This is a genomic window from Parasphingorhabdus litoris DSM 22379 (assembly GCF_020906275.1).
Lineage (GTDB): Bacteria > Pseudomonadota > Alphaproteobacteria > Sphingomonadales > Sphingomonadaceae > Parasphingorhabdus > Parasphingorhabdus litoris.
In genome coordinates this window covers 2,589,121-2,605,148 of record NZ_CP086727.1, presented here as the reverse complement: position 1 = coordinate 2,605,148, position 16,028 = coordinate 2,589,121, and the positions used below count along the sequence as shown (strand labels likewise).

Below are 16,028 nucleotides of genomic sequence, written 5' to 3'. Positions count from 1 at the left end.
GGTAAAAATGTCAGATAATAATCCCGAAGAAGAAGAAAAACCCAAAAAGAAAAAGGGTAAGATGAAGGGGCTCATCATTGGGCTGTTGGTTGTTGCTGTTGTTGGCGGCGGCGGCGCGGCTGGCGGCTTCTATGTTGCGGGCAGCATGGGCGGCGAGAATGTGGAACCGGAAGACCCGAACAAACCCAAGATTGTTTTGAAAGACGGTACCGAGGTTAGCGAAAGAGAAGCAAAAACCGCGATGCCGAGCGAGAATGAGAACAAGTTCAAGGTTACCTATCATCAGATTGAGCAGCCGTTCACATCGAATTTGTCTCATTCCGAAAGCTTCGCACAAATGTCACTGGCCATCTCGACCTATTATGATGAGCGCGTATTCGAAAATGTTACCGAGCATGAAATCGCGCTGCGTTCAGCCGTGCTCCTTGAGCTCGGCCAGCAAGATCCGATCGAGCTTGAGACGCCGGCTGGCAAAGTGAAACTCAAGGGAAAATTGCGCGACGTGATCAACGCAACCCTGAAAGAAAAAGCCGGCTTTGGCGGAATTGAAGACGTCTATTTCACCAGCCTGGTCATTCAGTAAGTCGGCAGAAAGCATAGAGCCATGTCCAATCCTTCTCCCACTCCTGCGCCCGCGCCTGCAGAGCATAGCTTGCTGAAAAAAAGCGGCCCTGATGACACGCTTTTGGCCATGTATGGCAAAGTTGAAAAGCGGCTGGCTGGGCAGTTGAAGGGCCATTTGATCAACGTGATTGGATGTGAGCTTGCTCTGGAGCTGGCGAGCAGTGACAAGGCGAAATTTACCGATTGGCTGGGGGCGCAGGAAACGGATTCCGTCTATCTGCAATATCAGTTTGGGATTTCCGAACCGCCGATTTGGGTTCGTATCTCTCGTCCCTTTCTAACCGCCTGTGTCGATTGCTTCTTTGGCGGACGATATGATGGTGAGAGCTGTGCAACAGGGCCATTGAACCGTTCCGAATTGCGCATGATAGAGCGATTGGGCGGGGCCGTCGAAGCTAGTTTGAGTGCCAGTTGGTCGACAATATGTGAAACTGCCATCCGCTATTCTGGCTTTGTGCATGACAAAGACGATGTCGAGATGCAGCTCGAAAATGATGATATTCTGGCCGCCGCCGCGCGGATCGAAATTTCAGGGCACGGGCTTGAGGCCATTGAACTGGTTCAATCTGTCGATGGATTGGCCTCTATCGACCCGCAGCAGAGCAGCCCGCTGACCCGCGAAAATGACATTGTTGATCCAGACTGGCAGCGGTCTCTCAAAGACTCCTTCGATCAGGTCTACATGCCCGTGCGCTCCGTACTCGCGCGACCGACCATGGATTTGTCACAGCTTTCGAGGCTTGCCGTGGGCGATATTTTGCCTGTGGCGCCGACGGATAATGTCCCGCTCATCGTCGGTGACCGTGTCTTCGCACATGGCAGCATCGGAGAGCAAAATGGCGGTGTCGCCTTCAAAATAAAACACTTTCTATAGGACCAGAAAATGAACGATATGACACATGATGCTGAAGCCCTGAGTGCCGCAGAACCGGCACCAGCAACAATCAGCCAACCGCAAGATCACTATGCATTTCTTTCCGACATCAAGGTTCGCCTGTCCGTCGAAGTGGGCAGCGTATCGATGAAAGTCTCGGAAATAATGGACCTGCAAGAAGGTTCGGTGGTCGAACTCGATCGTCAGGTGGACCAGCTGATCGACATTAATGTCAACGGCACGCTGGTTGCGCGAGGCGAGGTTGTTCCGGTCAAGAATAAATTCGGCGTACGGATCGCGGAAATCGTGTCGAATGGCATGGCACGCGCCCGGGTTGAAAGGCGCAACTAATGACCTTCTATATCCTCAAACTGGTGATCATGCTGCCGATCATCGCGCTGCTGATCTACGGATCGCTTTGGCTGTATCGCAAATATCAGCCGCAGAACATGATGCGGCAAAATTCAAACAGCCTGAATGTCGTCGAGGTCATGCCAATTGGCGTGAACAACAAATTGGCGGTTGTTGACTTTGAAGGACGCAAGATCCTTCTGTCGGTCACCCGCAATGGCGTTGCAAAGATTGATGCAAAAAATGCGGATTAATTTCAAATATATCTGGGTCATTCTGGCGTTCATCGCCTCCGCTTTTGTCGCGGACCCATCCTTTGCTCAAGCGGCAACGGCACCTCCAACAGAAGCCGCAGCCGCTGCCCCTGGTGCATCCGAAGCGCTGGAACGCGCGCTCGATGATGTATCAGGCGACGGACAGCCGCTGAGCATCACTTTGCAAATCCTGATCCTGATGGGTTTGCTGACGATATTGCCTTCTATCGTTCTGATGATGACCAGCTTCACCCGGATCATCATCGTCTTGTCGATATTGCGTCATGCCCTGGGCTTGCAGCAAACGCCGCCCAATCAGGTGTTGATCGGACTGTCGCTGTTTCTTTCGCTTTTCGTGATGGCGCCAAGCATTGAGAAAATCAACGAACAGGCCATCGCCCCTTATTCGTCCGACGAAATTACATTGACGCAAGCGGTCGAGATTTCCGGTAATGTGATGCACAGTTTCATGGCGAAGCAGACGCGTCAATCGGATCTGCGTCTGTTCATGGACCTTGCCGATCAAGAGAGCTTTGCCTCGACCGAGGACATCCCGTTTTCGATCATGCTGCCGGCCTTTGTCACCAGCGAACTAAAAACCGCGTTTCAAATCGGTTTCATGATCTTCCTGCCGTTCCTGATCATTGATCTGGTGGTTGCTGCGGTCCTGATGGCGCTGGGCATGATGATGTTGTCACCGGTGATCATCTCCATGCCGTTTAAATTGCTGCTGTTCGTCTTGGTCGATGGCTGGGCGCTGACCATGGGGTCTCTCGCGGCCTCATTTGCGAGCTAGCCGATGACCGATAATGCAGATTTCTTTGTCGGTGTCGCGCAACAGGCCTTGTGGGTTACCGCACTGGCAGCCGCGCCATTGCTGATCCCCGCGCTGTTGGTCGGGCTTTTGCTCGGCATGGTACAGGCGGCAACATCGATCAATGAACAGACCTTGAGCTTCGTACCCAAGCTGGTCGTCGTCGCCGTAATGGCTGCGGTATTTGGTGGTTCCATATTGGTGTTGATCGTCGATTTTACCCGAGAGATTTTTGCTCGCATACCGGACTTGCTATTATGATTGCGCCCGGCTTTGCTGATGTAGAAAGCCAGATCTGGATATGGATGATGGCGATGATCCGCCCTGGCGCAGCCATGGTTGTGACACCGGTATTTGGTGCAGCCAATGTGCCGGTTCAGATCCGCATCATCCTGGCCTTCATGATCGGTCTGGTTGCAACAAATACTGTCAGTTTCGATTTACCGAGCGACACAGCTATCAGCCTCAGCAACACAATTTTTGTCTTGGGCGAAGTGCTGGTCGGCGTTGCAATCGGCTTTGCGCTTCAACTGGGATTTTCCAGCGTGCTGATCGCCGGTGAGACGATCAGTAACGCCATGGGCCTTGGCTTTGCCAGCATGGCCGATCCACAGACGGGTCAATCGACGCCGGTTATTGGCCAGTTCCTCATGATATTGGCAACATTGTTACTATTGGCCATTGATGGTCATCTGATGCTGCTCGCCACCATTGTGCAAAGCTATTCAGCCTTGCCGCCGGGCTATGCGTTTCTCGGGCCTGAACTGTTAATGGACATGGTAGAATTTGGTGGCACGCTGTTTGCTATGGGATTGCTCATCGCTTTGCCTGTCGGCGGGGCGTTGATCCTGATCCAATTCATTATGGGATTTTTGGCCCGTACCGCACCTGCGTTGAACCTTTTCGCCGTGGGTATTCCGGTCACCATTACTGCAGGGCTTGTTGCACTGGCGGTCACCGCACCGATCATTGCGGACACGATTGTCCGTTCACTCGGCATGGGACTTAGCCAGGCCGCGCTCGTAGGGGGAGGCGGATAATGGCACAAGAGGCGCCTGGTGGCGGTGAAAAGACCGAAGCACCAACCCCCAAGAAACTGAAGGACAGCGCCCAGAAAGGTGATGTTCTCCAGTCCCGCGATCTCGGCGGTGCTGTGGTCACATTTGTTGGGACGGTTGCCATCGTGATATTTGGCGGCACACTCTATCAAGCGCTGGCCGATATGGTCACCAGTGCCTTGGTGTTCAATCGGCGGGACGTCGAAGCTTTCGATATTGAAAACCGTAGCTTTACCCTTGTTTCGGGCTTGATACCCGAATTTATGGCTTTGTTTGTTGTCCTGCTTATCGCAGCTATCGCAACACCAGCCTTGCTGGGATCACTCGGATTTCGCTGGTCAGCCATGAAACCAAAACCATCCAAGCTGGACCCGATCAAGGGGTTGGGCCGAATATTCGGCACAAACGGCCTGATGGAATTGGGCAAATCAATCATGAAAGTACTGCTTTTGGGCGTGGTTGGCGGAACCATCCTGTACCTACATCTCGAAGACCTCGCGCAAATGGCTGCGCAAGATTTGAATATGGCGATCGCCAGCTATACATCATTGTTTCTGAAATTGTTGGTCGGGATTACGGTCAGCCTGATGCTGATTGCGATGATCGACGTACCGATTCAGATGTTCCAGCGCGGCAAACGTCTGAAAATGACCAAGCAAGAGGTCAAGGACGAGTATAAGCAAACCGAAGGTTCGCCAGATACCCGTGCCGTACAGCGCCAACGTCGTAGTGAGATGCTCAACGATTCCACTCGCAAGGCGGTCGCCGACGCAACCGTATTGCTGGTCAATCCAACGCACTTCGCGGTCGCACTGCGCTATGATCGAGAGCAGGATTATGCGCCAGTGCTGCTGGGCAAAGGCTGTGATTCCATTGCTCTTGCCATGCGCGAAATGGCCGCAGAAGTTGGCACGCCGGTCATGGAATATGCCGACCTTACCCGTTCAATCTACTATACGTCAGATGTCGGCGAGACGATTGATGATCGTCTCTATGCTGTGGTCGCAGCCGTTCTGAGCTTCCTGATCCAGCTGGACGAAAAGCTGGTCAGCCCGTTGAACAAGCCGCGAATTGAGGTTCCAGAAGGCATGCAATTTGATGTGGATGGGAGCCGATTGGCATGATGTTTCATCGATCCCATCACCTTAATCCGTCTCAAAAACAGCCGTACACCACCCAGAAGGTGAGAATATATGTTTGGTAATGTCATTAACAGCATCGGTGCTGGGTCAGGTATCAATTCCTCCCAATTGGTGTCCGACCTGGTTGCAGCATCAACAGGTGTGAAGTTGAGCCAGCTCAATGAGCGGGCCCAGCTCAACAACACTCGGATATCCGCGATGGCAGCAACAGCATCGGCGCTGACGACATTCTCCGACGCGGTAAAAGAGACGCTCAATGGCCAAGGATTCGTAGGCGAGCTGGTCTCGAGCCGGACGGAGCTAGCGAATGCCACGGTATTGGAAGATGCCCGTCCCGAAGGCTTGCCGGCTTCTGTAGAGGTTGTTCAAACAGCATCAGCACAGCGCGAAGTAAGCGATGTGTTTGCCAGTGCTTCCGATCCCATTGGTGAGCGTACGCTCACGATAACCAATAGTGGCGGCAGTTTTGACATTGTCATTGACGCGGCAAATAACAGCCTCGCCGGATTAAGAGACGCGATTAATGCCAGTAATAGCGGCGTCACCGCCTCGATATTGACCGATAATGCGGGTGCGCGGCTGGTTTTTGAAGCGCAAGAAGGAACAGAAAATAGTTTCACAATTGCGCAAGGTGGCGCTTCACCGGCGCTGAACCTGACAAATATCGCAACCGCACAGGACAGCATCATCCGCGTGGATGGGATTGAACTGACCAACAGCAGCAATGCCGTTACTGGCGCTATTCCGGGTGTGCAGCTGTCACTATTGGCTGCGGAACCGGGAACCACCTTTACAATTAGCGGTGATTCCGAACCGCTTGATGTACGCAGTTTGGTGACGGAGTTTGTGACGGCCTATAACGAATTGCGTTCCTCATTGAATGACGCGACCGCGCCGGGCCTCGCTGGCGCAAGTGGCGGTCCGCTGGCCGGTGATCGCGGCGTCCGAGAGGTGATCCGGAAATTGAGCCAGCTGACGTCGACGCCATTGGCCGACAGCGGCGACTTCAGGACTCTGGCAGATATTGGCGTCCGGACAGAAAGCGACGGCACATTGAGCATTGACGATACGCGCCTTGATGCCGCGCTGGAGCTTGATTCCGGTGCCATCAAGCTGATGCTGGAACCTGCCATTGTGACCGAAACCAATATAGGTCTTTCCGGAGCGCTGGATGCTATTTCATCCTCGCTGCAGGAAGAAAACGGCGCCTTATCATTGGCGCAAGAACGGCTGGATGCCATCCGCGAGTCCATTGAGGAACGCCGCGTGAAAATAACGGACGAAGGTGATCGCCTTCGTGAACAATTGGAAAGCACATTTGCAGGGTTGGAGCGACAGCTGTCCGTCCTGCGTGCAACCCAATCCTATGTTCAACAACAATTCGCCTCTTTCGATGATAACTGACGCTAGAAAGCAGTAAAGAATGACATACCAATCCAATATTCGGCGCACGTCGAACTACAAGTCCATCGCAAAAAACAGCCGCGTGTTGTCGGCAAATCCCTATGACTTGGTGGCTGTGCTTTTTGCCGAACTGCGTGAGAATCTAGACCTCATGGTGGAAAGCGCGCGTCGCAATGACAATGCCCGCATGTTCGAATTCCGGGCAAAGGCGCTGGGTATCTTGAACGGACTGGATGAATCGCTGAATTTTGAAGCGGCTGGTGAGCTCGCACAGACTTTACACACCATCTATCGGGAAGCCGCGCGGCGGATACAGGCGGAGATCGGGGCATCCTTTATTGAACGGGCCGAGTCCGCCAGAGAGATGCTGCACGAAATTGAAAAGGCGTGGTTGGCGATCGCTCCCGGCGTAGCGAGGGTTTAAAAGGCTGCGGCCAATACCGTTTCATTCTGCATTTGTTTATCGAGGCTGTGCTTGCGCATCTTGTCGATAAAGGTGGTGCGCTTGATATTGATCGAGCGGGCCGCTTTCGAAACGACGCCGTGGGAGGCTTCCAAAGCCTGCATGATGATCCGGCGCTCTTCATTTTGAAGATGCGCGTTGAGATCGACAATCTCATTTGATGGCTGAGCCGGTGCGGCTGCAAAGGCACGCGGAGCGAATGGCTGATTATTCGTGCCATGATCTGTGCCGTGGTCTGTACCAAAGCCTGCTGCCGCAAATTGTGGTTGCTGCATAACCGGCTGTGCCGGTGTGGACTGAGGCGGTATTGATCCGTTGCCATTATGTGTCGGTGCGATGTCGGATTGGACCAACATTGCGATATCATGCGCCTGCACCTGTTGACCGGAAAAGAACACAGTTGCGCGCTCGACGACATTGCGCAATTCGCGCACATTGCCGGGCCAATCGTGATTTTGCAGTGCGGCATAGGCTTCTGCCGTGAAGATCGGGGCCGGATTGGCATCGGTTTGATTTTTAAGGAAATGCGCGACCAGCGCTGGAATGTCTTCGGTGCGCTCGTTAAGCGCAGGAACCTCGATGGGGACCACGCAAAGCCGATAGAAAAGATCCTCGCGAAAAGATCCGCCCTGGATCGAGCTACCCAGATTCTTATGCGTTGCGGCAATAACCCGGACATTGATCGGAATATTCTGGTTACCGCCAACCCGGTTGACGATCCGTGATTCCAATACTCTCAGCAGCTTAACCTGCATGTTAAGCGGCATGTCACCGATTTCATCGAGGAAAATGGTGCCGCCATCGGACTGCTCAAACAGCCCGACATGTTTGTTTATGGCGCCTGTAAAGCTGCCTTTTTCGTGGCCGAACAGTTCTGATTCAATCAGCTGTTCGGGCAGAGCGCCGCAATTGACCGTGATATTGGGATGGGAGGCGCGCTGGGAAATGCTGTGAATGGCGTCGGCAACAACTTCTTTACCGCTGCCCGAAGGACCTGTGATCATGATAGAGGAATTGCAACGCCCGGCGAATTTTACCAGCATGCGCAGCTGCTGCATTTTGGGACTGCTGCCTATCAGCTTCTCTGCAAGGAGCGTCTCTACATTTGCTTCAGTCATTAAACTACCCAGATAACAAACCACACGACCCGGCTCGGCCGGGGAAGGGTGGTTCGAAGATCCCGCAATCTTCGAACCGTCACCTGGTAAATTCACAAATGAACAAAGATAGTTAAGTTAGGGTTAACCCCATGCATCCGGTTTGGAAGTCTATATGAAATAGTACCGCTCCACGGCACTTTCGCGAACTTTCAGCTAACGTAAATTCCGTAATATCGTGGATATTTTTTCTTTGCAGTCGTCCGACGTAGAAATGAAAACCATGCGATTATCCGAAGGATTGGATGATTTCTCCAGCAAACCTTCCTCCGTCATAACATTAATATATCGCATCGCAGTGGTCATAGGAATGCCAGAGCTATGCGCGATGGAAGAAATCGTGATTTTTTCGTCCTTCAAATCGCAGATATAAATATCCAAGCACATGTCCCAACATGAATCCGAAAATAGCCCTGATCCCAAATTCAGCGTTTGTGCTTTAAAACGGCTCCACTCCAAAAGCGTCTTAGCGCGATTGATTAGCTCAACATCATCAACATCACTGTTGTTCAAGAAAGCATCACTCGTTGGTGCATCACCAGGACGGGCGATCATCCCATCCAGATTCTCAATTTGTTCTGCTACTTCGGCTAAAACCGATTTAATCGCAGCTATTTCTGCACTAACTTTGGCCATTTCCCCGTGCCATATTATTATTTGTTAAAAGGTTAGCTGACACGAAAAATAATATCTACATTGTTGTATATTTGGATAAATTTCTAAGGGACAACCTTAACACATTGAAAAACATATAAAATACCTTGCTACCGGTGGTCTGAGTTGGGAAAATGATCCGTTCTGGAGGAATATTGTTAATGTTGCAGCAAGGTATTTTCAAATCCTTTAGCTGACCATTGGACTTTTTCAGCAAGTGGTTGGCAGAGCGCGCGGCTGATCGAATTTATGTTCTTTTGTCATTTCCAAATAGCCCACGAACCCTGGTTTTATACAGTTTTACGATCTCAAAAAGCTCATATGTAAGCTTTTCTGCGAGCATCATTTTGCCAAACTATGTTATTGTAAAAACGATATTCTGCAAACGCCCGATAGGCGACGACGAAGTAATAGTTTTCAACAATATCGATAATTGCAGCCATTAACTTGTTCTGTTATTCATAAATCCTAATGGGGCAAAATTATGAATGACCGGAATGTCAATTCTCGGGTTGAAAAACTGACTGAAGGGCAGAAACAGTGCTTAAGGTTGGTCGCGGATCTGATGTCCTCCAAGCAGATCGCGCGCGCCCTTCAAATTTCTCATCATACAGTGGATCAGCGTCTGAAACGCGCCCAATCCATTTTGGACGTTTCTGGTCGCGCAGAAGCGGCACGAATACTCGCGTCTTATGAAGCAGAGACAGGAGATATTGATTCTGACATATACGAGAGTTTGGTACACCAAAGTTCGGATCTTCCACAATATCGCTATGCCCGCAAAGAAGGGGCATCAGCTGATGAATGGAGCCCTTCGGTTGATAGCGGAGAGACTGAACTGCGTGAGTCTCAGGCTTTTATTTTTGATCAGCCTGCTCGTGCTTCAAAATGGTCTACGCTTTTTTCGGCTCTGTTTGAGGTAGACAGGGAAAACCAACTATCCATAAGCGCACGTTTGGGCTTGATGTTGTTGATCATGATGACAGGTCTGATTGCATTTGCTCTTTTGGTCAGCGTTGCTGAAGGACTGTCGCGTATAGCTTGATTATTTTTCTCAGCTACCTCTGAAAATTTCGCTCAATCGAGTGAATAGGAGTTTTATGATGCTGAAGAATCGTTTGCGTGTTGTAAGAGATGTAACTGACAAACTAACAGCGCTGGAAGCCGCCATCGATGACGCTCTTATATGTGCCGGTGATCTTACAGTTACAGTCGCATCAGGAAGGCAGAAAGCCAATCTTTCCGCTGTTGTGGCCCAAGATGCCATAGGATTGACGGGAGATGCGATTCAATCGCTGCACGCGGCGCGTGCAAAAATGGTGGAAGCGCACGGTGCCTTTGCAGATGCGCGCAACCAAATGGGTCTTCGAACTTATGCCGGTGGAAATTTTTGGAAACCGCCTCACGCGGATGCTGCCAATGAGCCGGTAGTTGGTATTGAAGATCGCAAAGAAGAGGCAGCCTAATATCTAGCGAGTTGACCGTTGGAAGGACGTCGCTAAAAACCTGAGAAATGGGTTTTTGGATATTTTTAGCGGCAGTAATTGCAGCGGTCACCTTCGTCTTTTTGTTTGGGCGTCTCGAGGAGCGCACAGCTCTTTTTGTTCTACTAGTGAATTTTATAGCTACGGGCTTGATTTATTGGCTGGGAAATCCCGACTGGATACAGCCACAAGTTGGCATATTCCTACTGGATTTGCTGGCGTTGATAATTCTCGCCGTGATGGCTTTTCGGAGTAAAAGATTTTGGCCAATGCCAGTCGCAGCCTTTCAAATGATACCGGTCCTGACCTTCTTTGTGACGTGGGTCGGGGAGGATCTCGAGTCTTACGGGATCGGGCTTACCCAAGGAGTGTGGAGCTATCCTCAGCTGATGATCATAATCTGGGCTGCCTTGCGGAGCAAAAAAAGGAGACAATTAGAGCAAGGGACATAAAGACGATTGCTCAAATCATGGAGCCGATTATCGGTGACAATGCCAAAACTGAAGCAAAGAGGCTGATTTCCAAATTTAGTACGGTCAACGAGTTGTTTCGATATTTTGCGAAGAATGACCCGATCCCTCTTGGGCTAAGTCAGCCGGTTGCCCGATACCTGAAGATTTTGTCAAACTCATTCGCTTATGCGCTGGAACGCGAAGTTCTAAGCGGTCCCGTTCTTCCAAATTCAAGTTCTTTGCATGACTATTTGTTTAACAGTTGCTCAGCAGCGGAAACTGAAATGTTCCGGGCTTTGTTTCTGGATGCCGCCAATCGCCTTATCGAAGATAGATTAATGAGTATCGGCACGGTGGACCGGGTTCCGATATACTCAAGACAAGTTGTCAAAGCAGCGTTGGATCTTAACGCCACAAGTATAATTTTGGTCCATAATCATCCGTCTGGTGACCCCAGTCCCAGCTCAGCCGACATTGCACTGACTGAAAAAATCATCGACGCGTGCAGGACTTTTGAATTGGAGTTGATCGATCATCTCATCGTGGCTCGCAGCGGTATCTGCAGTTTTCGTGATTTAGGCCTTTTGCGATCTAACCAGACAGAGAAGCCTCAACGCGCTGGAGAAATGCGAGAGCCAGCGAATATGTTTGAATTCTACCTGCAGTCATTAATCGATATCATAAGGAAACCGTAAGTGAATAAGCTGCCCAAATTAGAGAGTTTCTACCAATTGCTGACTATATGCGAGCAGGCAGTTGGTGGAGATATGACAAAGAACATTCCATTGGCGATAGGGCTTAACATCTATATTGCACAACGTAGTGGCGATGCATTGGACAGAGGCGACTTGATTGAGTTGGTGGCGACGCCGCCATCAACATTTGATCGATATGTATCGCTGATGGAGAGTGATGGGGTGATAGAAAAGTCGTCGGCTGGCGACCCAAAGGAATCAGTGTTCATGCTTTCAGACAGCGCAACAGAGTGCTTTCAATCAATCTTTGAAGACTAGTTGCTTCGTGCTCTGTTCAATCCTTGCGAATTCCCAATGCGCAGATTGCATCGTCCAGCTTTGCTGCAACCAATAATTCATCACTCGAGTCCAATAATTCCAACGCCTGTTCCATCAGGGCATTGGCTTTTGCCTTCACATCAGAATCTTCAAAATTCCTATGTTCATCATCCGATAACATCGGTTTAGTCCTTGCGACGCTTTTTTTGTTTGAAGCTCTATTGACGAAACAACAACTCAACACAATAGCGATTAACCATAAATGTATCAGCAAAACTCTGAAAAAATGAGTTTAATTTCTGCTTGGTCTGTCACTGTAATTGGACGGTGCGGTCTTCGCTCAACGAGTGATTGAATCACGTTAAATCGACAAAGCCGGAAACTCTTTGAGTATATGCTAGCCTTTGTTTTGAAACCATTTTTTAGTTTGATTTTCGTTTTACTTATGCATGAGCAAAACGAACAAATATTGGTTTGTTAATTAATCATTTTTAGCTTCAGCGTTGAACTTATTATCAATACTTGATTGGAAAGCTCAAATATTTTTAAAAAATTGGTCGGGACGAGAGGATTCGAACCTCCGACCCCCACACCCCCAGTGTGATGCGCTACCAGGCTGCGCTACGTCCCGACCGTCGGCACGATATCTTTGGCCGAGCCAGCGCCTATATGGCGGTCTGGCATCCTTGGCAAGTGCTTTGGCTGCTGTTCGGTCGCACAAATCTGTCCACACTTGACCTCATCCGAACCGCTTCCCATTTACATGAAAGCGTTTAGGAGAACGACGTTCAAATCGTTTTCCTTTTGCTAAGAGATTGCTTTCATTGGGGGTGCGTGATAGGCGCGCGCAGCGTCAATGACTGGCGGTTCGTAAGAGTAAAATGATAGTCCAAAGGCTTCGAAACCAGGCGACTATAATGGGGATATTGAAATGACTTCACTTTTGATTTCTGCGCAGGCAGCTTCCGGCGGAGCCGGTGGATTTCTTGTTTCGATCATGCCGCTGGTTTTGATTTTTGCTGTATTCTATTTTCTGCTCATCCGCCCGCAGCAAAAGAAGATGAAAGAGCATCAAGGCAAAATCGCTGCTGTACAAAAAAATGATGAAGTGATCACTGGTGGCGGTTTGGTCGGCAAGGCGATGAAGGTAGATGATGAATATGTCGAAGTTGAGATCGCGAAGGGCATTCGTGTCAAGGCGGTTAAGGCCACGTTATCCGACGTGATGCCACGTGGCAGCGGCAAAGCGGCCAACGATTAAACCTGATTTAGGGAACGGATAGTTTTACGATGTTAGATTTCCCGCGCTGGAAAGTCATTTCCATTTCTTTGCTACTGGCTTTCGGCGTGCTGATGTCGCTTCCCAGCCTTTTTTTTGGTGAAAACCATAAATATTGGCCAACCTTCCTTCCGGATGAGACCATCAATCTGGGGCTCGATCTTTCCGGCGGTAGCCACATATTGTTGGAAGCAGATCCAGCTGACGTCGCGGAAACCCGTTTACAGACCATGGAAGAGTCGGTCCGCGCCGAGATGCGCCGCGCCAATCCACGGATCAATATCGGAGATATCTCGCGAAAAGACGGTGTTCTATCTTTCATGGTGCGTGATTCTACGCAGGTTGACGCTGCACGGGAAGCTTTGTTGCCACTGACAACTGGCGCTGGCCTAACTGGTCAACGAGATTGGGACATAGAAGTTCGCGACGACACGCGCTTTGTTGTGTCGCCGACTTCTGCCGGGCTAGATAATGCGGTTGACAACGCCATGGATACGGCGACCGACGTGATCCGGCGGCGTATTGACGAAATGGGAACCCGTGAACCCACAATTATTCGTCAAGGTGATATGCGAATAGTGGTCCAGGTCCCGGGCCTTGAAGACCCTGAAGCCCTCAAAGAGCTTTTGGGTAAAACCGCCAAGCTTGAGTTCAAGCTGGTTGATTTTGAAGCCGACCCTAACGCCGTTGCCGAGGGCCGTCCACCCGTGGGCAGCCAGATATTTCCTTATCCGGATAATCCTTCCGGATTGCCAAATATAGCGGTCAAGCGACTTGGTGGCATTTCGGGTGACAAGCTAACTGATGCAGGGCAGGGCTTTGACCAAGAAACCAACGCGCCGGTTGTGAATATAACTTTTGATACCGAAGGCGGTGCGAAATTCGCGCGGCTGACTCAAAATAATGTCGGCCGCCCCTTTGCCATCATATTGGACGGAGAGGTTCTTTCAGCACCTAATATCAACGAACCCATTTTGGGAGGTTCAGCGCAGATTTCTGGCAATTTTACGGTTGACGAAGCCAATCAGCTGTCGATCGCTTTGCGTTCGGGCGCTTTGCCCGTCGAGTTACAAGTTGTTGAAGAACGCACGGTTGGCCCAGACCTTGGCGCAGATTCTATCCGTAAAGGCATGATAGCTGCGATCATTGGAACGGCAGCGGTGCTGGCTTTCATGGTTGTCACCTATGGACGTTTTGGATTTTATGCGAATTTTGCGCTTGCGTTAAATCTGTTCCTCATCCTCGGGATTATGGCGATATTCAATGCTACCCTTACTTTACCAGGCATTGCCGGCTTCATTTTGACTGTCGGTTCGGCGGTCGATGCAAATGTGCTGATTAACGAGCGAATACGTGAGGAAAGGCGGCGCGGCAGGCGCGTAGTGCAGGCGGTAGAGGTTGGCTATAAAGAAGCCTCTCGAGCGATTTTTGATGCTAATATCACCAATGTTATTGCCGGTTTGTTGTTGTTTATATTTGGTTCTGGGCCGGTTCGCGGATTTGCGGTTGTTCTGATCATTGGCATTGTTACATCGGTGTTTACCGCTGTCGTGGTGACACGGATGTTGGTCGCGCTCTGGCTGCGCCGGACGCGTCCACAAGAGCTGGTTATATAGGAGGGAATGGTCATGAAGCTTCTCAAACTTGTTCCCGATACTACCAATATTGCATTTTTGAAATGGCGGAATATCGCCGTGGCCATCAGCATTTTGATGATCATCGGTTCGATGGCACTGGTTGCGCAACGTGGTCTGAACTTTGGTGTTGATTTCGTGGGCGGTCAGATGATCCGAACGACATTTACTCAGATGGAAGATGCGCCAATTACCGAGCTGCGAGAGAAGGTTGGCGCACTTGGTTACGGTGATCCGACAATTCAACGTTTCGGCCAGCCCAATGAAGTATCGATCCGAATGAAGCTGCCTACGGGTTCAGATCAGGATCCGGAATTGGCCAATACAATGGCTGATGAGATTACCGGTATGCTGAAAACCGAATATCCAGATGTGCGTATTGATGGCGTCGATTCCGTTTCTGGTAAGGTGTCCGAGGAACTTCTATCAAAAGGTGTCTGGTCGCTAGTTGGCGCCATGCTGGCAATCACGCTTTATATTTGGATACGATTTGAGTGGCAATTTGGAGCGGGGGCGCTGTTCGCTCTGTTTCACGATGTCGCGCTGACTTTTGGCTTTTTTGCACTTACGCAGTTAGAGTTTAACCTCAATATCGTGGCGGCGCTGTTGACGATTATCGGCTATTCATTGAACGATACAATTGTGGTCTACGACCGGATCAGAGAAAATCTGAAGAAATATCGCAAGATGGACATCATCGCGCTGCTTGATTTGTCGGTCAATGAAACCTTGGCGCGTACGGTGATGACCAGTTTGACGATGCTTGTCGCCTTGATCGCTCTGATCATTTGGGGACCAGATGTGATATTTGGTTTTGCTGCGGCCATGTTCCTTGGTGTGTTTATCGGAACCTACTCTTCCGTCTACATGGCGGCGCCAATATTGATCTGGCTGAAGGTTGGTCCCGACAGCTTCGTGCCGCCAGCGAGCGCCGGCGACAGAGCAGAAAAGCTTGGTGATCCGGAAGAAGTCGGCTGATAGTTACAATCGATGGTTGAACTCAGACGCGACGTTGAATTTGAAGGGCCGATTATTACCGGTTTTACCGCGAATGGTTATAAAATCGGCGATCGACGTTTTGATGGCGGCTTGCTGTTGTCTCCTGAACAAGCATTGCCTTGGGATGCACCGGCGCGTGAGCAATTGGATTTCGGCAGTATAGTTGGTGCTCTTAATCTCTCCCCAGAACCTGAATTTCTATTATTTGGTAGCGGCGCAAAAATGGAGCAACCGCCTGCGGCTTTTCGCCGTGCGGCAGAGGCCATGAACATGGGTGTTGAAGTAATGGATAGCCGTGCCGCAGCGCGGTCCTGGGGCGTATTAAGGGCCGAAGAACGCTGGATTGTCGGCGCGTTCATGCCACTGGGCTAG

21 protein-coding genes and 1 tRNA gene are annotated in these 16,028 nt (G+C 50.4%); 18 read left to right on the top strand and 4 right to left on the bottom strand.

What is annotated here, in order from left to right:
• The first annotated feature begins 7 nt into the window (after positions 1–7).
• The 10 genes from BS29_RS12660 to BS29_RS12615 all read left to right on the top strand — a co-directional run bounded on the left by BS29_RS12660 (position 8) and on the right by BS29_RS12615 (position 6,945).
• Positions 8–583: a flagellar basal body-associated FliL family protein gene (locus tag BS29_RS12660; protein ID WP_229953997.1), complete on the top strand. Its 576-nt coding sequence runs from the start codon at positions 8–10 to the stop codon at positions 581–583.
• Between the two features lie 21 nt (positions 584–604).
• The gene (locus BS29_RS12655; RefSeq protein WP_229953996.1) at positions 605–1,498 is read left to right on the top strand and encodes a FliM/FliN family flagellar motor switch protein; all 894 of its coding nucleotides are present in this window, start codon (positions 605–607) and stop codon (positions 1,496–1,498) included.
• Between the two features lie 9 nt (positions 1,499–1,507).
• Positions 1,508–1,849: a flagellar motor switch protein FliN gene (gene fliN, locus BS29_RS12650; protein ID WP_229953995.1), complete on the top strand. Its 342-nt coding sequence runs from the start codon at positions 1,508–1,510 to the stop codon at positions 1,847–1,849.
• The gene (locus BS29_RS12645) at positions 1,849–2,103 is read left to right on the top strand and encodes a FliO/MopB family protein (protein ID WP_229953994.1); all 255 of its coding nucleotides are present in this window, start codon (positions 1,849–1,851) and stop codon (positions 2,101–2,103) included. Before fliN ends, BS29_RS12645 begins: the two co-directional genes overlap by 1 nt.
• Positions 2,093–2,899: a flagellar type III secretion system pore protein FliP gene (gene fliP, locus BS29_RS12640; protein ID WP_229953993.1), complete on the top strand. Its 807-nt coding sequence runs from the start codon at positions 2,093–2,095 to the stop codon at positions 2,897–2,899. Before BS29_RS12645 ends, fliP begins: the two co-directional genes overlap by 11 nt.
• 3 nt (positions 2,900–2,902) lie before the next feature.
• Positions 2,903–3,178, top strand: coding sequence for a flagellar biosynthesis protein FliQ (fliQ, locus tag BS29_RS12635; protein ID WP_229953992.1), 276 nt, complete (start codon positions 2,903–2,905; stop codon positions 3,176–3,178).
• On the top strand, positions 3,175–3,957 hold the full coding sequence (gene fliR, locus BS29_RS12630; protein WP_229953991.1) for a flagellar biosynthetic protein FliR: 783 nt from the start codon (positions 3,175–3,177) through the stop codon (positions 3,955–3,957). The genes fliQ and fliR overlap by 4 nt, the downstream gene beginning before the upstream one ends.
• A complete protein-coding gene (locus tag BS29_RS12625; RefSeq protein ID WP_229953990.1) occupies positions 3,957–5,099 on the top strand; it encodes an EscU/YscU/HrcU family type III secretion system export apparatus switch protein in 1,143 nt (380 codons plus the stop codon). The genes fliR and BS29_RS12625 overlap by 1 nt, the downstream gene beginning before the upstream one ends.
• 69 nt (positions 5,100–5,168) lie before the next feature.
• A complete protein-coding gene (fliD, locus tag BS29_RS12620) occupies positions 5,169–6,521 on the top strand; it encodes a flagellar filament capping protein FliD (protein ID WP_229953989.1) in 1,353 nt (450 codons plus the stop codon).
• Positions 6,522–6,540: 19 nt separating this feature from the next.
• Complete coding sequence (locus tag BS29_RS12615) at positions 6,541–6,945, top strand: flagellar export chaperone FliS (RefSeq protein ID WP_229953988.1); 405 nt, start codon at positions 6,541–6,543, stop codon at positions 6,943–6,945.
• Here BS29_RS12615 and BS29_RS12610 read toward each other — a convergent pair.
• Both BS29_RS12610 and BS29_RS12605 read right to left on the bottom strand, forming a co-directional pair.
• Positions 6,942–8,102 (bottom strand): sigma-54 interaction domain-containing protein, encoded by a 1,161-nt coding sequence (locus BS29_RS12610; protein ID WP_229953987.1) that lies wholly within the window; start codon positions 8,100–8,102, stop codon positions 6,942–6,944. The genes BS29_RS12615 and BS29_RS12610 overlap by 4 nt on opposite strands.
• A gap of 195 nt (positions 8,103–8,297) precedes the next feature.
• The gene (locus tag BS29_RS12605) at positions 8,298–8,777 is read right to left on the bottom strand and encodes a helix-turn-helix domain-containing protein (protein WP_229953986.1); all 480 of its coding nucleotides are present in this window, start codon (positions 8,775–8,777) and stop codon (positions 8,298–8,300) included.
• A 502-nt stretch (positions 8,778–9,279) separates the two neighbouring features.
• Between BS29_RS12605 and BS29_RS12600 the strand changes: the two genes are divergently transcribed.
• The 4 genes from BS29_RS12600 (at position 9,280) to BS29_RS12585 (ending at position 11,744) form a co-directional block, all read left to right on the top strand.
• Positions 9,280–9,840 (top strand): helix-turn-helix domain-containing protein, encoded by a 561-nt coding sequence (locus tag BS29_RS12600; RefSeq protein WP_229953985.1) that lies wholly within the window; start codon positions 9,280–9,282, stop codon positions 9,838–9,840.
• A gap of 55 nt (positions 9,841–9,895) precedes the next feature.
• A complete protein-coding gene (locus BS29_RS12595) occupies positions 9,896–10,261 on the top strand; it encodes a hypothetical protein (protein ID WP_229953984.1) in 366 nt (121 codons plus the stop codon).
• Positions 10,262–10,541: 280 nt separating this feature from the next.
• Positions 10,542–11,426, top strand: coding sequence for a JAB domain-containing protein (locus BS29_RS12590; RefSeq protein WP_229953983.1), 885 nt, complete (start codon positions 10,542–10,544; stop codon positions 11,424–11,426).
• Positions 11,427–11,744, top strand: coding sequence for a hypothetical protein (locus BS29_RS12585; protein WP_229953982.1), 318 nt, complete (start codon positions 11,427–11,429; stop codon positions 11,742–11,744).
• Between the two features lie 16 nt (positions 11,745–11,760).
• On the opposite strand, the gene BS29_RS12580 is transcribed toward BS29_RS12585, so the two are convergent.
• Together BS29_RS12580 and BS29_RS12575 are read right to left on the bottom strand one after the other, a co-directional pair.
• Positions 11,761–11,925: a hypothetical protein gene (locus BS29_RS12580; protein WP_229953981.1), complete on the bottom strand. Its 165-nt coding sequence runs from the start codon at positions 11,923–11,925 to the stop codon at positions 11,761–11,763.
• Positions 11,926–12,298: 373 nt separating this feature from the next.
• Positions 12,299–12,375 (bottom strand) — tRNA-Pro (locus BS29_RS12575).
• A gap of 300 nt (positions 12,376–12,675) precedes the next feature.
• On the opposite strand from BS29_RS12575, the gene yajC reads away from it, so the two are divergent.
• Genes yajC through BS29_RS12555 form a run of 4 tightly spaced genes read left to right on the top strand, consistent with a single transcriptional unit; the run spans position 12,676 to position 16,028 of the window.
• Positions 12,676–13,005, top strand: a complete 330-nt coding sequence (yajC, locus tag BS29_RS12570) for a preprotein translocase subunit YajC (protein ID WP_229953980.1) — start codon at positions 12,676–12,678, stop codon at positions 13,003–13,005.
• Between the two features lie 29 nt (positions 13,006–13,034).
• Positions 13,035–14,639 carry a protein translocase subunit SecD gene (secD, locus tag BS29_RS12565; protein WP_229953979.1) on the top strand — a complete coding sequence of 535 codons (1,605 nt, stop codon included), beginning with the start codon at positions 13,035–13,037 and terminating at the stop codon, positions 14,637–14,639.
• Positions 14,640–14,651: 12 nt separating this feature from the next.
• Complete coding sequence (secF, locus tag BS29_RS12560; protein WP_229953978.1) at positions 14,652–15,635, top strand: protein translocase subunit SecF; 984 nt, start codon at positions 14,652–14,654, stop codon at positions 15,633–15,635.
• Between the two features lie 12 nt (positions 15,636–15,647).
• A complete protein-coding gene (locus tag BS29_RS12555) occupies positions 15,648–16,028 on the top strand; it encodes an MTH938/NDUFAF3 family protein (protein WP_229953977.1) in 381 nt (126 codons plus the stop codon).